The organism is Nocardia sp. NPDC003979 (assembly GCF_053605015.1).
The window spans coordinates 1-14,405 of the sequence record NZ_JBSGIJ010000041.1; the positions used below are offsets into that span (position 1 = coordinate 1).

Annotated in this window: 12 protein-coding genes; 6 read left to right on the forward strand and 6 right to left on the reverse strand. The window is 65.2% G+C overall.

The features are described from left to right. A partial coding sequence (locus ACWEVR_RS33790) for an AAA family ATPase (protein ID WP_452470179.1) occupies window positions 1-537 on the reverse strand: 537 nt, incomplete at its 3' end. Window positions 538-673: 136 nt separating this feature from the next. On the opposite strand from ACWEVR_RS33790, the gene ACWEVR_RS33795 reads away from it, so the two are divergent. The 6 genes from ACWEVR_RS33795 to ACWEVR_RS33820 all read left to right on the forward strand — a co-directional run bounded on the left by ACWEVR_RS33795 (window position 674) and on the right by ACWEVR_RS33820 (window position 4,257). Next, a complete protein-coding gene (locus tag ACWEVR_RS33795) occupies window positions 674-820 on the forward strand; it encodes a CysS/YqeB C-terminal domain-containing protein (RefSeq protein ID WP_452470188.1) in 147 nt (48 codons plus the stop codon). 554 nt (window positions 821-1,374) lie between these two features. After that, window positions 1,375-1,695 carry a WXG100 family type VII secretion target gene (locus ACWEVR_RS33800; protein ID WP_452470180.1) on the forward strand — a complete coding sequence of 107 codons (321 nt, stop codon included), beginning with the start codon at window positions 1,375-1,377 and terminating at the stop codon, window positions 1,693-1,695. Next, entirely contained in the window at window positions 1,692-1,988 is a 297-nt protein-coding gene (locus ACWEVR_RS33805; protein WP_452470181.1) for a WXG100 family type VII secretion target, read from the forward strand. The genes ACWEVR_RS33800 and ACWEVR_RS33805 overlap by 4 nt, the downstream gene beginning before the upstream one ends. Then, entirely contained in the window at window positions 1,988-3,415 is a 1,428-nt protein-coding gene (locus ACWEVR_RS33810; protein WP_452470182.1) for a WXG100-like domain-containing protein, read from the forward strand. Before ACWEVR_RS33805 ends, ACWEVR_RS33810 begins: the two co-directional genes overlap by 1 nt. After that, the gene (locus ACWEVR_RS33815; RefSeq protein ID WP_452470183.1) at window positions 3,416-3,829 is read left to right on the forward strand and encodes an ankyrin repeat domain-containing protein; all 414 of its coding nucleotides are present in this window, start codon (window positions 3,416-3,418) and stop codon (window positions 3,827-3,829) included. Further along, complete coding sequence (locus ACWEVR_RS33820) at window positions 3,826-4,257, forward strand: YbaB/EbfC family nucleoid-associated protein (protein ID WP_452470184.1); 432 nt, start codon at window positions 3,826-3,828, stop codon at window positions 4,255-4,257. Before ACWEVR_RS33815 ends, ACWEVR_RS33820 begins: the two co-directional genes overlap by 4 nt. A 308-nt stretch (window positions 4,258-4,565) precedes the next feature. On the opposite strand, the gene mobF is transcribed toward ACWEVR_RS33820, so the two are convergent. The 5 genes from mobF to ACWEVR_RS33845 form a co-directional block, all read right to left on the reverse strand. Further along, window positions 4,566-10,472: a MobF family relaxase gene (gene mobF, locus ACWEVR_RS33825; protein WP_452470185.1), complete on the reverse strand. Its 5,907-nt coding sequence runs from the start codon at window positions 10,470-10,472 to the stop codon at window positions 4,566-4,568. Between the two features lie 451 nt (window positions 10,473-10,923). After that, entirely contained in the window at window positions 10,924-11,418 is a 495-nt protein-coding gene (locus ACWEVR_RS33830; RefSeq protein ID WP_452470186.1) for a hypothetical protein, read from the reverse strand. Window positions 11,419-11,500: 82 nt separating this feature from the next. Further along, window positions 11,501-11,764, reverse strand: a complete 264-nt coding sequence (locus ACWEVR_RS33835; protein ID WP_133734302.1) for a hypothetical protein — start codon at window positions 11,762-11,764, stop codon at window positions 11,501-11,503. Window positions 11,765-11,961: 197 nt separating this feature from the next. Continuing rightward, entirely contained in the window at window positions 11,962-13,575 is a 1,614-nt protein-coding gene (locus ACWEVR_RS33840) for a hypothetical protein (RefSeq protein ID WP_452470187.1), read from the reverse strand. A gap of 372 nt (window positions 13,576-13,947) precedes the next feature. Continuing rightward, the gene (locus ACWEVR_RS33845; RefSeq protein ID WP_452470189.1) at window positions 13,948-14,361 is read right to left on the reverse strand and encodes a single-stranded DNA-binding protein; all 414 of its coding nucleotides are present in this window, start codon (window positions 14,359-14,361) and stop codon (window positions 13,948-13,950) included. Window positions 14,362-14,405: the final 44 nt, after the last annotated feature.

Consider the following 14,405-nt stretch of genomic DNA (forward strand, 5'->3'; position numbering starts at 1 on the left):
GATGCGGTCGGCTACCGACGCCACTGGAGTCGTGTCGGTCCAGATCTGGTCGGCGAACTCAGGCTTGCTCAGCTGCTCGAGGCAGAAGTCGAGTCTGTCCACAGCGAACTGTTCTGCACGCAGCAATAGATCGCCCTGACCGACTGCGCGCAGGACGGGGGCGAGACCGAGTCCGCGATCGCGAAGACGATCCAGAACTGTTTCTCGACGGGCCAGCAACGCAAAATGCCGCACGTCGTGTCCTGTCTCCCGCAACCGCCCGACTGTCTCGGCGAAGTATCGAGGTTCGGCAACTGTCATCGGTGCGATCACCACACCGTCGTGCTCGCGAAGCACATGGTCCAGCACCTCGAACACGCCCTGCCGCCAGCTCGGATAGTCCTGGAAGTCGGCACGAAGCCTCCGCGGCATCATCCGGTGCAGCCCATGGCCGACCATTTCCGGATCGCACACGACACTGCCGGGAAGCCTGCGATGCAGCTCGAACGCAGTCTGGGTCTTACCACCCCCGAAGGGGCCGTTGATCCAAAGCAACATGGCCCCACCCTAACCATGGACCGAGTCCCGGCCGGTGAACAGCGGGTTCGGCGACAGTCCGCTGGATCCCCTCGACCCGCATTGGAACCAGCACACGGACACCGGCGAGACTGTCCACCACGCGCTCAACGTCCTGGTGACCGGACAACTCGAACAGCGTGCCGCCGCTCGGGCCGCCGCCGACTGGGCGACCGCCGATGAAGTCCGAGATTGCTTGGCTGCTGCTGGCATCGAGGTGACTGATACCGCTGGCGGTTCGCAGTGGGCACTTCGGTCGCAATAGACCAATCGAGTCACAGCAGATGGCCCCAGCGCACGACACGTCCTTCGACAGCGTGGCGTGTAGGTTCTGGAAGACCGCGCCAGATGAGCGTTGGTTGGTGTTCATCTGGTTGACCATGATGCCCAGCATCCTGGAGTCAATTACATTTGGCGGCCAGAGAATTTCACGGGTTGCAACGGGTCGCCAAGCAAGCGTCAGCCTCTCGTCAGGTCGCCAATGGGGCTGGCAACGCACAACATCGATGCTCTGGGCCCCGACGGTGGTCTCGCCGATGACCGGTGGCAGGGCGCAGGAACAGGACCGCCTGAACTCATCGCCAGAGACCTGCGTAGCCCGCGATTTTGGGCGGGGCGTGGTTGCGACCGCCGAACAAAGCGGGCTCTCGATGCTGCATGACGTTCGTATCGGTGCGAACTCGACTCTTGAGGATCAGTATCATCTGCGTAGCAACGCATCTCGGAAGCCCGCGTCAACGATAAGCACCTCTCGTCGGCAGTGCGGCAGGAGGAGTCGTTGAGCGCATCGGTATGAAGGTTTCGGTTTGGGGGAGCAGAGTGTCTGATGACCTGAATGTGCATGTCGATCGTCTACGGGCGGCTGCACAGTTCACCGGCGACAAGGCCGAGGGGATCCGCAGCGAGCTGACCAAGTTGGACAACACCATCGGCAAGGAACTGTTGGTCGACGGCTGGCAGGGTACTGCAGCCAGTGCCTACGATGAGTCGTGGTTGGAGTGGAAGCACGGAGCTGAGTCCATCATCGCGGCGTTGACGGACACTGCGGCGCTCCTGGCCCAAGCAGCGACCCAGTACGAGAGCACCGACACCAGCAACCGTGATGCGATCGTCGGCCTGAACCTGCCTGATCCCGCATGACGAGCGCGGATGCGTACCGGGTCAATCTCGAGGAACTCGATACCGCCATCGAGACCATGGTGAAATTCGGTACCACGGTGGAGGAATGGGTCGCCGAAGTCGAGCGCCATATCGCAGAGTTGCACGTGATCTGGTCGGGCGAGGCCGCCGCAGCGCACCAAGGCAACCACGCCAAGTGGCGAGTGGGCGTCGCGGAAATGAAGGAGAATCTCGACGAACTCCGTGAGGTAGCCAAGAGAGCGCATACCAACTACAGCGCGGCCATCAACACCAACACGGCGATGTGGCCCTGATGGCGCCTCCGGTAATCCAGGTCGACCCCCAAGGTTTCAGCAAAGCGGCAGACGAGTACGAACGTGTCCACAACTCCCTGACCTTCAGCATCGGACAGCTCGGAACGCGGCTCGCCGAACACAGCGCAGGCTGCGCGGGCTCTGACAACGCTGGTCTGAAATGGTCCAACGACTACGATCCCGCCGCCTGGAACACAGTCGACGCCCTGGGTGACCTTGCCTTGGCTGTCGGGCAGATGCACGACTTGCTGCACTTCACCTCGGTGAATCATGCCAACGCGAACGCACAGTCGGCTCCGTCACCGAGCGCGGACGATCTGGTCTTTCCGCCTGGCACCCTGAAGGTGTACCAGCCGAGCGAACCGCCGATCGCGTTCGGAGGTGATGACCCCGAACCCACTGGGTGGAGCTGGGTCAAAGGTTATGTCGAAGGCGAACTCTGGCCCAATGGTGACCCAGCCGAGCTGAGAATGACGGGCGCAGCCTGGCGCAGCATGGCCACCGATCTGCGCGGGCTCGACGCACTCCAAGTAGGCGCCCGAACCTTCATCGAGGCCCAGCAAACAACCGAGACTACGCAGGCCCTCGAACAGGCCGACATCGTGAAGGGCCAGTTCGAAAACCTGGCCGGTGTGTGCGACAACATCGCCACCTCGTGCTACTCCTACGCGGACTCCGTCGAGCAAACCAAGAGCGCGATCAAACAAGCACTCATCGAGATGGTCGCTCTCATCGCCGCCGACCAGGCAGCCGGATTCGTCTTCGCCTTGTTCACCGGCGGGGGATCAGTAGTTGCCGCACAAGGCGGCATGGCGATTCTTCTGACCACCTTCGGCGTGCGGATCGCGAACACGATCCGGGCGCTGATCGGGCTGACCGAGTTGATCAAGGTCCCCGCCATCGTGGGACAGTCGCTCGCCCGCGGTGGTGAGTTGCTGGGCCCACTTTTGCGAGCACGCCCAGCACTCGCAGGCGCGGAAGGCGCTGCGATAGACGGGTCGTTTATTGCATGGTCGCGTCTACGCCGGCCGAGCCTGACTGCCGAAACCAAACAGAAGATCCTCGACAACACACCGAAGTGGAAGCGACCAGGGGATACGACCGAGGACTTCTACACCGTGAAGTCGGAGCCCGACATCAAGGTTCCCATCGACAAAACGTATGCGAATCATCCTGAGATCACCCAGCTGCCGAAGGACCCGAAGGGGCAGTATTACCTGGACGAGGCCAATGGTGTTCGCTACCCCGTGAAGCCGGGGTGGGACTTCGGCCACAACAGCGGCTTCGAGAACAGAAAGTTGATCGCTGACGCCCAGGACAAGGGATGGACGCAGCAGCAACTCACCGATGAGGTCAACAGTCATCCGGAACGGTTCCACGTCGAAGACTCGACCGGGAACCGCAGCCATCGAAGGGAGCAGAAGTAGATGACAGCCCAGGATGAATGGGGTCGCATTCCCCTGCACTACGCCGCCCGCGACGGTGATACCGAGGCTATAGGCCGACTGCTGGCCACTCAGGATGTCAACGCCACCGATGCCGAAGGATGGACCCCGCTGCATTTCGCCGCACAAGCCGCGCATCCTCTATCGGTCGAAATGCTGCTGAAGGCGGGTGCAGATGTCCACGCCCTCACAGACAAGGGTCACCCCGCGATCTACATGGCCGCAGTTGCCGCGAGCGGCGACCCGGTAGAGACGATTCGTGTGCTGCGCGCTCATGGGGCAGACCCGACACGAGCAACGATGCACACGTACTTCGGCCCGAAAAGCCCACTCCACTTCATCCGCGAGACCACCAACAACCCAGAAATCCAGGCTGAATTCAGGGACCTTCCGTGACCGACGAACACGACATCGATGCTGCTCTGGTCGACATCAGGAGGAAAACCAACTCGATCCAGGAAGCTTTGCGCACCATCGTCGGCACCGGTACGGCCGGCAACGGCGCGATCACGGCAATCGTGGATGCTTCCGGACGTCTACGCGACCTCAAACTGGGCCGCAGCGCATTTCAGTTAGGTTCTCAGTTGCCGGAGGCCATCTTGCGAGCGGCCGCAGCCGCCGAGAAAGACGCAGCCATTCAGACCGAAAGAGCGATCCAGCCGTTGGTAAGTGACGAGCGAATCACCGTCGGCATGAAGGCAATTCAAGAAACCTTCGAGGCAGTGGATCGTCGTGCGGCACCTCAACGCGCCATGACCGATGAGGAAGTCCAGGCCGCCGACGATGCCTACTTCGAACGAATGAACAGTAGAGGATGGCGCTGACCCGACACGGTCTGTCGCCCAGATAACTGGCCGCAGCACACTCGGGCCGAAGCAAGCTCAGCTCGATACTGACGCTCACGCCATGAGCGCTGTTCGACGACTCCTGCGGCGATCGCGTAACCGAGCGGTGCTCAGCTGGCCAACGGCACCAATTCTGTACCACGGCGTGGGCGAGCAACGTGCTGAGGATGAGCACCCAGACACCAGACCTGCAAAAGTCGGTTGCGCTCGCACGAGCGCTTTCACTCGACCGCTGATCTCCGCTCGGTAGGTATGTAACCGAACTCCTGGGGGTACTTTTCCGGGGGTTACAGGCCGTAATCCATTCCCGAACTCGGTGTGTTCTCGCGTAATGGTGCGTTCTCATCTGGGCTGAAGTCCTCGGCTATTGGGTCACGTCCTGCTCGTGCGCGTTCCTCAAGTCGTCGTTGCGGATGTGACAGCCGTTGTCGTCTCTGTTGTTCTGCACGGTGGTCGGTGAGTTCGGAGCCCAGTCCGATCTGTAGGGCTGTGGCTGCTTGTTCGCGGTCGTTGGCGGCACCGTCGGCCGCGCGTGCCTGATGTGCGAGACGGCGGTTTTCGTCCTCCGCGGCGGTGCTTTCGGCTCGGGCGAGTAATTCGTTGGCTTGACGGTTTGCTGCCCGCGCGGCGTTTCGGATCTGCTCGTGTGCTTGGCTGCGCTCGCGGTGTTCGCCCACCAAGGTGTTGATGTGCTCCTGCAGGGTCTTGCGTTGGCGGCGGTGCGTCATTGGCAGGGCGTCGAGTTCTGCTCGGGCGGTGTCGAGTGCGTTCGTGGTCGCGTGGAGCCGGCGGATAGCGGTGTCGAGTTCGTGCGCGTGCTGGTGTGCGATCAGCTGTGCGTTCCCGGCGGCTTGTCGGTGTTCGGCGACGGCCGGGTCGGGCATGGTGAAGTCGACACGCCGAGTAGGGGCGAAGAATTCAGCTTCGGTGGCGATGTTGCTGAGCCGCTGGGTAAGTCCGTCGATCGCCTCGGCGAGCTCGCGATCGGAGAGACGTTGCAGCGGGGCGAGAACTGGGAGTGGTTGTTCGGTGAGCGGGTTATCGGTGAGCCATTGCTCGATGAGGCTGCGTCCGACCCGATCGAGTGTGCGCCAGTCGCGGCGCAGCATCGCTAATGCTGCGTGTGCGGGGTGTGTTTCGGCGATGTGGGTGCATCTCGCTTCGAGGTGCTCGGCAGGGTTGTGGTCGGGGATTGCTGGTCGTTTGTTGTCGCGGCAGGAGTGACACAGCCCGTCATCGGAGCGGCGTGGCGGTACGGGGATACTCGCGTTTCGGGGGCGTTCGATGCTGCAGTCGACACATGGCAGGCCGACGACGGCGGGCATCGCGTTGAACAGGAAATCGACTGGGGTGCCGCTGTTGTTCGTTGTAGGTCGTGGCTTTCTCTCTTCCTGTCGTAGGCGTTCGAGTTCGAGTCTGTGGCTCTCCTTGACGTACTGGTCGGTGAGGTCGGTGCCGGCGGCCTGAATCGGGTCGAACAGATCTGGTCTGATCGTCGGATCGACGGTCTGGCGGTGGTCGTAGACGGGACGGGGTCGGTCTCGGGGTGGTCCGGGGTCGCGGTGGAAGGTGCGTGGATCGGTGGCAGGTGTGCAAGCCTGGATCAGTGTCCGGTGTTCGGGGAATTGTTGGGCGGCCCAGCGGAGTCGCGCTAGTGCGACGGGGAAGCTGTTCTGGTAGAGGGTGTCCGCGACGGCGGTCAGGATGTCGTTTTGCTCCTCGGAGAGCTCGCTTCTGAATGCTCTGAACGTGGACATGGCCTCGGAGACGCGTCCTGATGCGAACAGTTGTGCGATGTATTCGACGCCGGTGGTTGGGTCGCCGTCGGTGCTGCGAGAATCGGTGTCGGCGGTGAGGGCATCGTTTGTGGGGTTCGGGGCTGGTTCTTCCGTGGCGACGGTGCTCAAAGATTGAGCGTGGTTGTCGGCCGGGGGAGCGGGTTCTGCTGCAGTCGGAGTTTGGCTCGTCGCGGGTGGTCGTGGTGTCGGGGAGTTGTGGTGGAGAACGTCGATGCGCCAGGCGAGCGCGGCTGCGAGCTGGTCGGGGCGTAGCGGGGTGGTGTCGTCGGGTTGGGCGCCTTGCAGGAGTTCGTAGGCGGTGCTGAGTAGATCGCGGGTTGTCCAGGTGGTAGCGCGTTCGACGGCGGCGACGACGCGTGGCCATGCCGGTTCGGTGATGATCTGTTCGGCCATGTGGGTGCCGAGCACGGCTTCGAGATCGGGTAGCCAGTCGGGGCGCAGCAGGTCGCTGTGGATGGTGTCGAGCGCGGATGGTTCGAGCTCGAGCCGCGCCCACAGTGCTGCGGCGGGCATTTCATCGGGCAGTGGGTGGTGGGCGGCGGCGTCGGCGAGCAGTGTGGTGATGTCAAGTCCGGCGCGGTCGGCCAGATCGATTTTGTCGGCCACGATCGGCCAGTAGGTATCGGTGGTGATGCGGGAATCGATGGCGTCGACGACCTCGGCCCACCGGTTGCGGGGCAGTGTCGGGTCTCCGTGGGCGTCGATGATCTGTTGTTCGAGCCGGTGTTGCTGGGTTCGTTCGAGTCCGGTGTAGCGGGGCGGGCCGGTCGGGCGAGGATCGGTGTCGGCGATGTGCAGACCGGCCCGCCAGACCGCGAGCTCGCCGAGCAGGGCGGGGTCGGTGCCCAGCAAGGGGCGTGCCCAGGCTGGTGCGGTCCCCGGTGTCCACTGCTGTGCGGTGTCGCGGATTCGTGCGGCGAGGGTGGCCACGATCTGTTCGCGGGCCCGAACCGGCTCGGCGAGAGGTTGATTCATGACGCTGTTGGGAAGGCCGGGGGTCCAGGCGAGGGGACCGGTACCTGCGGAATGAGCACCGGTGGTGTCCAAGCGCCAGTCCAGGACCGCGGCGGGGTCGTCGGCGGTGTCGAGTTCGCGTGTGTCGGCGGCGGCGCGCAGCGCGGCGAGGGGGTCGGCGCCGGTGAGCGTGATCAAGGCGAGGTGTTGGCGTAGTACGGGATAGGCCGGGCTGTCGATCAGATTCGGGTGAACGAGGTCGGCGGCGCGGTCCAGGGCGTCGAGTTGCTCGGTGCCGAGGGCGTGTTCGGCGGCCAGGCCGAGGGTGTCGAGGTAGATATCGACTGCGCGCCCGATCCGCAGAGCAGGGTCGAGGGCGTCGCGGAGTTCGGTGTGGGCGGAGGTTTGCGCGCCGTCGCGGGCCATCACGCGGTGCAGGATCTCGACGGCGGTGCGTGGATAGGTGGCGGGTTCGGTGTAGATCGCGCCTTCGGCGCCGTCGAGTGCGGTGACGACGTAGGCGTGGTTGGCGTGGATCCCGCGGGTCATCGCGACATAGAACTGCTGGCGGGATTCGCGTCCGGACAACGCGACATGGCAGGCCTCGGCGGTGATTCCTTGCGCGGAATCGATCGTCGAGGCGTAGCCGAGGCGCACATGATGGCGCACATACTCTCCCGGCAGCCGCACCGTTTCGCCGTTGTCGGTGCCGTGGTGGCGGTGCGAAACCGTCAGCGAACCGTCATCGTGGACGCGGGTGATGGTCCAGGCGTAGCCGTTGCGGACCCAATCGTGGGCGCCGAAACGCAATGTCGGGTTGTTGCGTCGCGTGCGCACGGTGTCACCGATCGAGGCGAGCAGACCGTCGGTGAGTACCACCGCCGGTCCGGGTTCGGTGCCGGTTCGGGCGAGTCGGTCGGTGCGGGCGCGGGCGTTGAGTGCGGACACGACCTCGTGGGTGGGTGCGAGCATGATCGCGTCGCGGCCTGCGAGGGCGTCGGCGGTCCAGGCTTGGTAGGTGTCGTCGTAGACCGACCCGGTGTGCCCGGCGTGGATACGGTTGTTGTCCAGATACCAGGCCAATGCCGCGGGGTCGGCCTCGCGCAGCCCGATCGAGGCGGTCGCCTCGGCGGTGGAAGCGAACCGGACGACATGGGACAGGGTAAGGGTTTGTTCAGGCGAGGCGGCGTTCATGTCGACGTCGCTGCCACCGGCGTCGATCGCGGGCAGCTGCCGGTCGTCGCCGATGCAGCGCACCGTCGCACCACGGTCGGAGAGAAATCGCAGGAGCCGCAGGCGTTTGGTGTTGCCGAGTTTGACGTGCTCGTCGACGATCACCAGCGTGGTGTTGTCGATATCGAGCACCCACTGCGGCAGCGACGGCGGGGAATTCCCAACGATGGTGGGCGATTCCGGGCGGGTGGTGTGGCGATCGATGACGTCGAGGAGTTTGTCGACGGTCTCGGCGCGAGTACCGATCGACTCCCCGAGCACCGCGGCGGCCGCGGCGGTGGGCGCCATGCCGAGGACGGTGCCGCCGCTGGAATGCCATGCGCTGGTGAGCACTTGCATGGCGGTGGTCTTGCCGGTGCCGGCCGGTGCGTTGGCGGTATGCACGCGTAACCCGGACGTGGCGAAGGTGGAGATGACACCGACCTGGCCGGCGTTGAGTCGACGGTCCGGGTTGGCGGTGTTGTAGTCCGAGACCGCCGCGGCCACCAGGTCGGTGTCCAGGACGCGGGCGCCGGGCTCGACCGACAGTTCGATCAACGCTGCTTCGACATCCAGTGTGGATTCGGTGGTGTAGATCTGGGAGTTCGCCCGAACATGGACCGGGGTGGAATCGCGGCGACTTAACCACGCTGGGACGGCCCGCAATACTGGTTGTTCGGTGAGGTCGGGGTCACCGCGTGCCACTGCTGCCGGTGGCGCCGTCGCGGCGGCGACAACCCTGTCCGGCACCCAGGTCCAGTCCGCTGCGCAGATCTGCCCGCGCAGTTGGCGTTCGACCTCGGCCCGCAGGTTGAACACCCGCCAGGTCGACCGCCTCGCCGATACCCCGGCCAGGGCACGCTCGGCGGCCGCGGTGATGAACTCGGCATCCGGTTCCGGACGTGGTGTCGGTGGCGTCGACATCGCGCGGGTGACGACGTCTTTGATGGTGTCGCGGCCGTCGAACAGTTGCCTGGCTTGGGTGGCCCAGGTGTCGCGTTGTTCGGACAGGGAGGCCGAGAGGTGTTTGGTCGGGCGGGTTTCCAGGGTCGCGCGATCGGAGAGGTCATAGACCTCTGTTGGTGACGGTTCACGTCCGAACGTGGTCTGGAATGCGGCGGTGAGCTGGTCGAGGCGGGCGATGATCGCAGCGCCTCGCTGGGACCACGCTTCGATCAGTTCCACAGGTATGCCGACGATTTCACGGATCTGGACTTGGTCGGGGGTGCGCCCGGGGCGGGCTTCGAACTGCAGGGCGAGGTCGGTTTCGAGGTGGTGTTCGAGCCGGGAATCATAGATTTCCGAGGCGGTGACGACCGCTTCGTGCAGGGTTTTGGAGTCGATCGTGCGCCATTTGCCATCCACGGCGCGCACACGGTTCGCGATCAGCAGATGGGTGTGCAGGTCGGGATCACCGGCTCGGCTGTCACGGTGAGTGAACGCGGCGGCGACCACGCCGTCGACGTCGACCTGCCGGATCCCGTTGCGGCCCAGGCGCGTGAAGATCGCGTTGTGCTCCAACCAGCTCACCGCGTCCTCGATCGCACGCCGATGCGCAGCCTCGACCCGGCGCGAAATCTCGAGTGGAGCGAGCGCCCACAGGACCGAGACACTCTTGACGGGACTGAAGGTGATGTCGAAACCGGCCACAGCAGAGTGCTTCGGTCGTGAATTCTTCGCGACCCACCCCGACAATTCCCGGGCATTCAACGGGGCGCGTCCGTACTCGGCGGTGAACATTTCTGTGGCTACTCGCGTTCGGATGCGCGCGCGTTCGTCGTCCGGGATCGCGGTCATCGGTGCATGGTTCCGTGCAGAATTGTGGGCACGAAAGGCCTCGGAACACTGGCTCCTGTACTTGGACTGGGCTTCGTAGGCGGCGAACTTGTTGCCGAGTTTCGATGCCTTCTCCGCTGCCCGCCTGGCTTCACGGTCGTTGGCACCCAGGCTGATCTGGTGCGCATAGACGCGGTCTTCGATCTGTTCGGCGTTCGGATGGATCCCCAGGCCGAACAGTGACTGCATCTGCGACTCAGTCACTTCCGATCCCGGAGTGATATCGAGCGCGGCCAGACCACTGCCCTGCCAGCGTCCGGGGGCTTCGCCGTGAGCGGAGTAGTAGTCGGCCAGCGAAGACCGGCCCCGTGCGGTGGCATCGTTGGCAGCGATATTGCGCAAATAGTATTGGTATCCATTGCCTGCGGTAACTCGATGAATGGTGGCAACCATGCCTCCATGAAGCGGTGTCGACTTTTGCTGTGCAAGGGCGCAATTTTCGGGTTGGACTACGCTGGACAACTTTCGACAACTCTCGACACGGAAGTTATCGAATTGCAATTCCTGAATGCCAGACGTCTGCCTTTTTAAATGGGCGGAGAGAAGCGAAGGGGAGGTGTGGGGGGAGCGCGGAAGGGTGCAGGAGGGTGGCGATGCGGGGGCGGGCAAGTACGGGCTGGGTGTAGCAGTGGTGAGCAGAGGCGGGGGTGATGCGGGAGTTTCGGGTGGGGATCAGCCGTTGGAGCGCGGTTGATCCCCATCGCCGCCGGCGCTCAGCCCGGCGGTGCGATCGGCGCCCAGCCGAGCGGCGCGCAGGCGTAATGGTCACCGCCGATCGAAACGATGTCGCCGACCGACAGCGAGCGATGCCCGCTGCGGCACGGCTGAGTGGGGTGGCGCTGGGTCAGTCGAACCAGGCGCGGAACTGGACTTCGGTGTATCCGGTGGGCGCGGTGTCGGCGACGCTGATGCGCTGACGCGCCCAGGACCCGATCTTGCCGTGCTCGTCCTCGATGTAGCCCTCGGCGCCATCGAGAGTGAGCGCGGGAAGGGGATGAACCTCGTCCTCGTCGGGCGTGGGGTGAACGAGGAGGTAGACGCGGCGGTCGTGGTTGATCAGATACGTTCCGGGCACGACATCGGGGACCGGTGTTTCGGGCAAGTCCTCGGCGAGGCCATGGAGGTTGGTAGGCGGTTCGGTGCCGGGTTCAGGATCGCTGTACACGCCGACCCACGCGATGCGCGTCGGTGTCGTGAGGATTCGTGCGACATCGGAGACGAACCAGTCATCGCGTCGGGCGGCGTGCTCGGCGAGTTTGAAGAAGATCCCTGGATCGAGGTGGCCGATGACGGTATCGGAGTCCTCGGCGAGGAAGACAGGTTTGAAGTGTTGGCCCATGAGTGTTCACTTTCGGATCGTGTGGGGATGCGGTGGTGCGGGCGCGAGGGTTGGCGCGGCCCGAGGCGCAGGGCGCGTTCGTTCAGTCGGTGGCGAGCGCGTCCCATGACCAGGGTGTGCAGGCGTAGCGGCGGTGGTCGATGGTGACGATGTCTCCGACCGACAGGGATCGGTGGCCGTGTCGGTACCAGCGGCGCGTGTGCTCGACGTCGACGGGGTGCGGGTGGTCGTTGAGTGCCGCGAAGACCCGGTCGAGGACCGCGAAGTCGTCGGCATCGCCGCGACGGTCGAGCCGGAACCGATCGGCCAACAGGTACGGGTCACCGGGGCGATGACCGTAGATCATCGAGCGAGGATCGGCCGCCAGGTGGACGGCGATCATCACCTGTGTGAGGCGGCGCCGACGTTGACGGAGGAACCGGCGGCGAGCGCGGGCATGACGGGCGCGATGAAACACAGGCGGGCCTCCTCGAGGTCAAGCACACCGGCTGGGGCACCCCGGATCTGGCGGTGCCCCAGCCGACTACGTGCTGTGGGAGTGGGTCAGGCGGCGACGAGTTGACGCTCGCGTGGGGTGGGGATGTGCAGGCCGAGGTGGACCCGGCACTGTGTGCAGAACCCGTCGTCGTGAACGGGGGTGTAGCGGGTGCAGCCCTCGCACCGGCCGGGCCGTTGTCCGGGTGGCACCATCGGTCCGCGGCGGCGCTTGGACACCGCGGGCGCCGGTTCGGCGTCGGAGTCGGCGTCGACTGGTGCCGGGGTGCCGGGCAGGTCCGGGTGGGCGGTAAGGAACCGGTCGATCACGGTGATCAACCATTCCGGCGCGCGACGACGGACCTCGGCGATGAGCCCGTAGGCGGCGTCGCGGTAGTGCTCGACGAAGTAGGTGCAGTAGGTGGCGGCGAGATCGGCGACGGTGAACCCGGCGGGCAACGCGGGCAACCCGACACGGTTCTCGCACCGGCAGTAGTCACACAGTCCGTCATCGCTGCGCAATATCCCGTCGCGGACGTGGATGGGTCGTTGGTCGGTGGTGGGGCGTTCGACGAAGCAGGACACGCACCGCCATCCGGCGACCGGGGTCATCGCGGTGGCGAAGTCGTCGAGACCGTTGCCCTGGAACACGAAACCTTCCCGCCGGTCGGCGCGGGAGCGCAGCCCGGTTCGTTCGGCGGCCCAGGCGTGGGAGTGTTCGGGGGACTTGGTCGATTCACCGGCCAGGGCGCGGTCGTGGTCGCGTTGATCGGCGACGTGCACGCAGTACTGGTGATCCCACATCGCCTCAGCCAAGTCAGCGGGCAGGGGCGCCCGTTCACCGGGGCGACGCGGTGTCCACCCTCGCGGCGCACCGGCGGTGAGAGTGACTCCGCGCGCGATCAACTCAGCCCACCGTTGACGCAAGCGGGCTTGCTCGACGACTTCGGTGTCGACGAACAAGCTCTCCTGCACATACGCGGCGACCTCGACCGGTTCCGGCTCCGCGGGGCGCCGCTTGCCCCGCGCGAGGACACGGGCCCGGATCTGCTCGGGGTCCAGGCGGGCGGCATCGATGCGGCGGGAGGCGGGCATGGCCAGCCGAGGCAGCGGGTTGCGCCAGGTGCGGATGGATTGGCGGGGCATCTCGGCGGCGGCGAGCTGGACCTGGAACGCCGCGAACTCTTCGGCCACGGTGGTGCCGTTCGTTCTGGCGCGGGTCTCGATGAGCTGAGCCAGGGCGTGGTTGTCGTGGGAGTGCAGGCCGGGGTCGGTGTCGGGCACCAACCGCACCAACCGTTCGCGTTCGGTTTCGTCACCGGCGGCCCAGCGGGCCCGCAGACGCAGCAGCGCCGACTCACGCGGGTAGAGGGTGAAGCACTCGACCATGAAATCCAACAGGTCCCAGTCGGCGTCGGTCGCCAAGTCCAACGCTGGACGGAACATCGCGATCGCGGCTTTGCGATCGATGGCGAAGGTGAGCTCGATCGCTTCGATCGCATCCAGGAACGACCGCGTATCCGGCACCGCCGCCACAGATTTGGTGGCGGGCTCGTCGGACGGTGGCTCGGTGACGGTGACATCGGGGGCAGCCAGATTGAGATCGTGCAGGTCGAACCCGGGCTCGACACTGTATGTGGTGAGGGTGATCGTGGGGGAGACGGTGGGTGCGTGAACGGACACAGCTGTTCTCCTGACTGTGGATGGCGAGAATGGGTCGGCACCCGGGCGCGCTGGAACTGCCACGCTTTTCGCGAAATAGGGGTGCCGGGCTGGGGTGGGCCCAGCCGAGGGCTGTTCACCAGGACAGCGGGCGACACGACGGCGGGAACGCGCCATCTGCGTGCGGGGGCGAATTCCCCGCGCGCACAACCCCACCGCCAGCTGGGGCTGGGACGGGCGCGGGGGGTTCGTTTCCGCCGGGCGCGGGCCCGACGGCGTGGCGCACGATGGCCTGGTAGCCCTCGAGCGGCTGGGCCCACCCCAGCACGGTGCCCCGACCCACCACCTGCCTGCCCGCTCGCCACCGCAACGGCATCGCAGAACCGGGTCAGGTCACAACGGTGGCTCTCCGAAATCACCCACACCGACACCGGCGAGCACAGGCTCGGCCCACGCTTCGCTGCCCCTGCCCGCCGGGGCGGAGGTGGCCCACGGGTCAGAAGCATCCGAGGTCCGCGCAGCGGTGGCGGGCTCGGCCGCAGAGGTGGCGCGGGTAGGGTTGTCGACGCCGAACCCGTTGCCGCTGCCGTTGTTCGTTCTGCGTCCGGTGCGGTTGACCTGAGCGCGCGCGAATCGCAAGCTCGGCCCGACTTCGTCGACCTCGAGCTCGAACACCGTGCGTTTGTCCCCGTCACGGGTCTGGTAGCTGCGTTGCTTGAGCCGCCCGGCGACGATGACCCGTGCGCCCCTGGTCAACGTTAAGTAGACCTCTTTCGCCGCTGTCCATAACGTCCGTACGGTTTGTATTTGGTCGGTAGTTCCTGCTACATAGACACCTCGTCTTGTTGTGT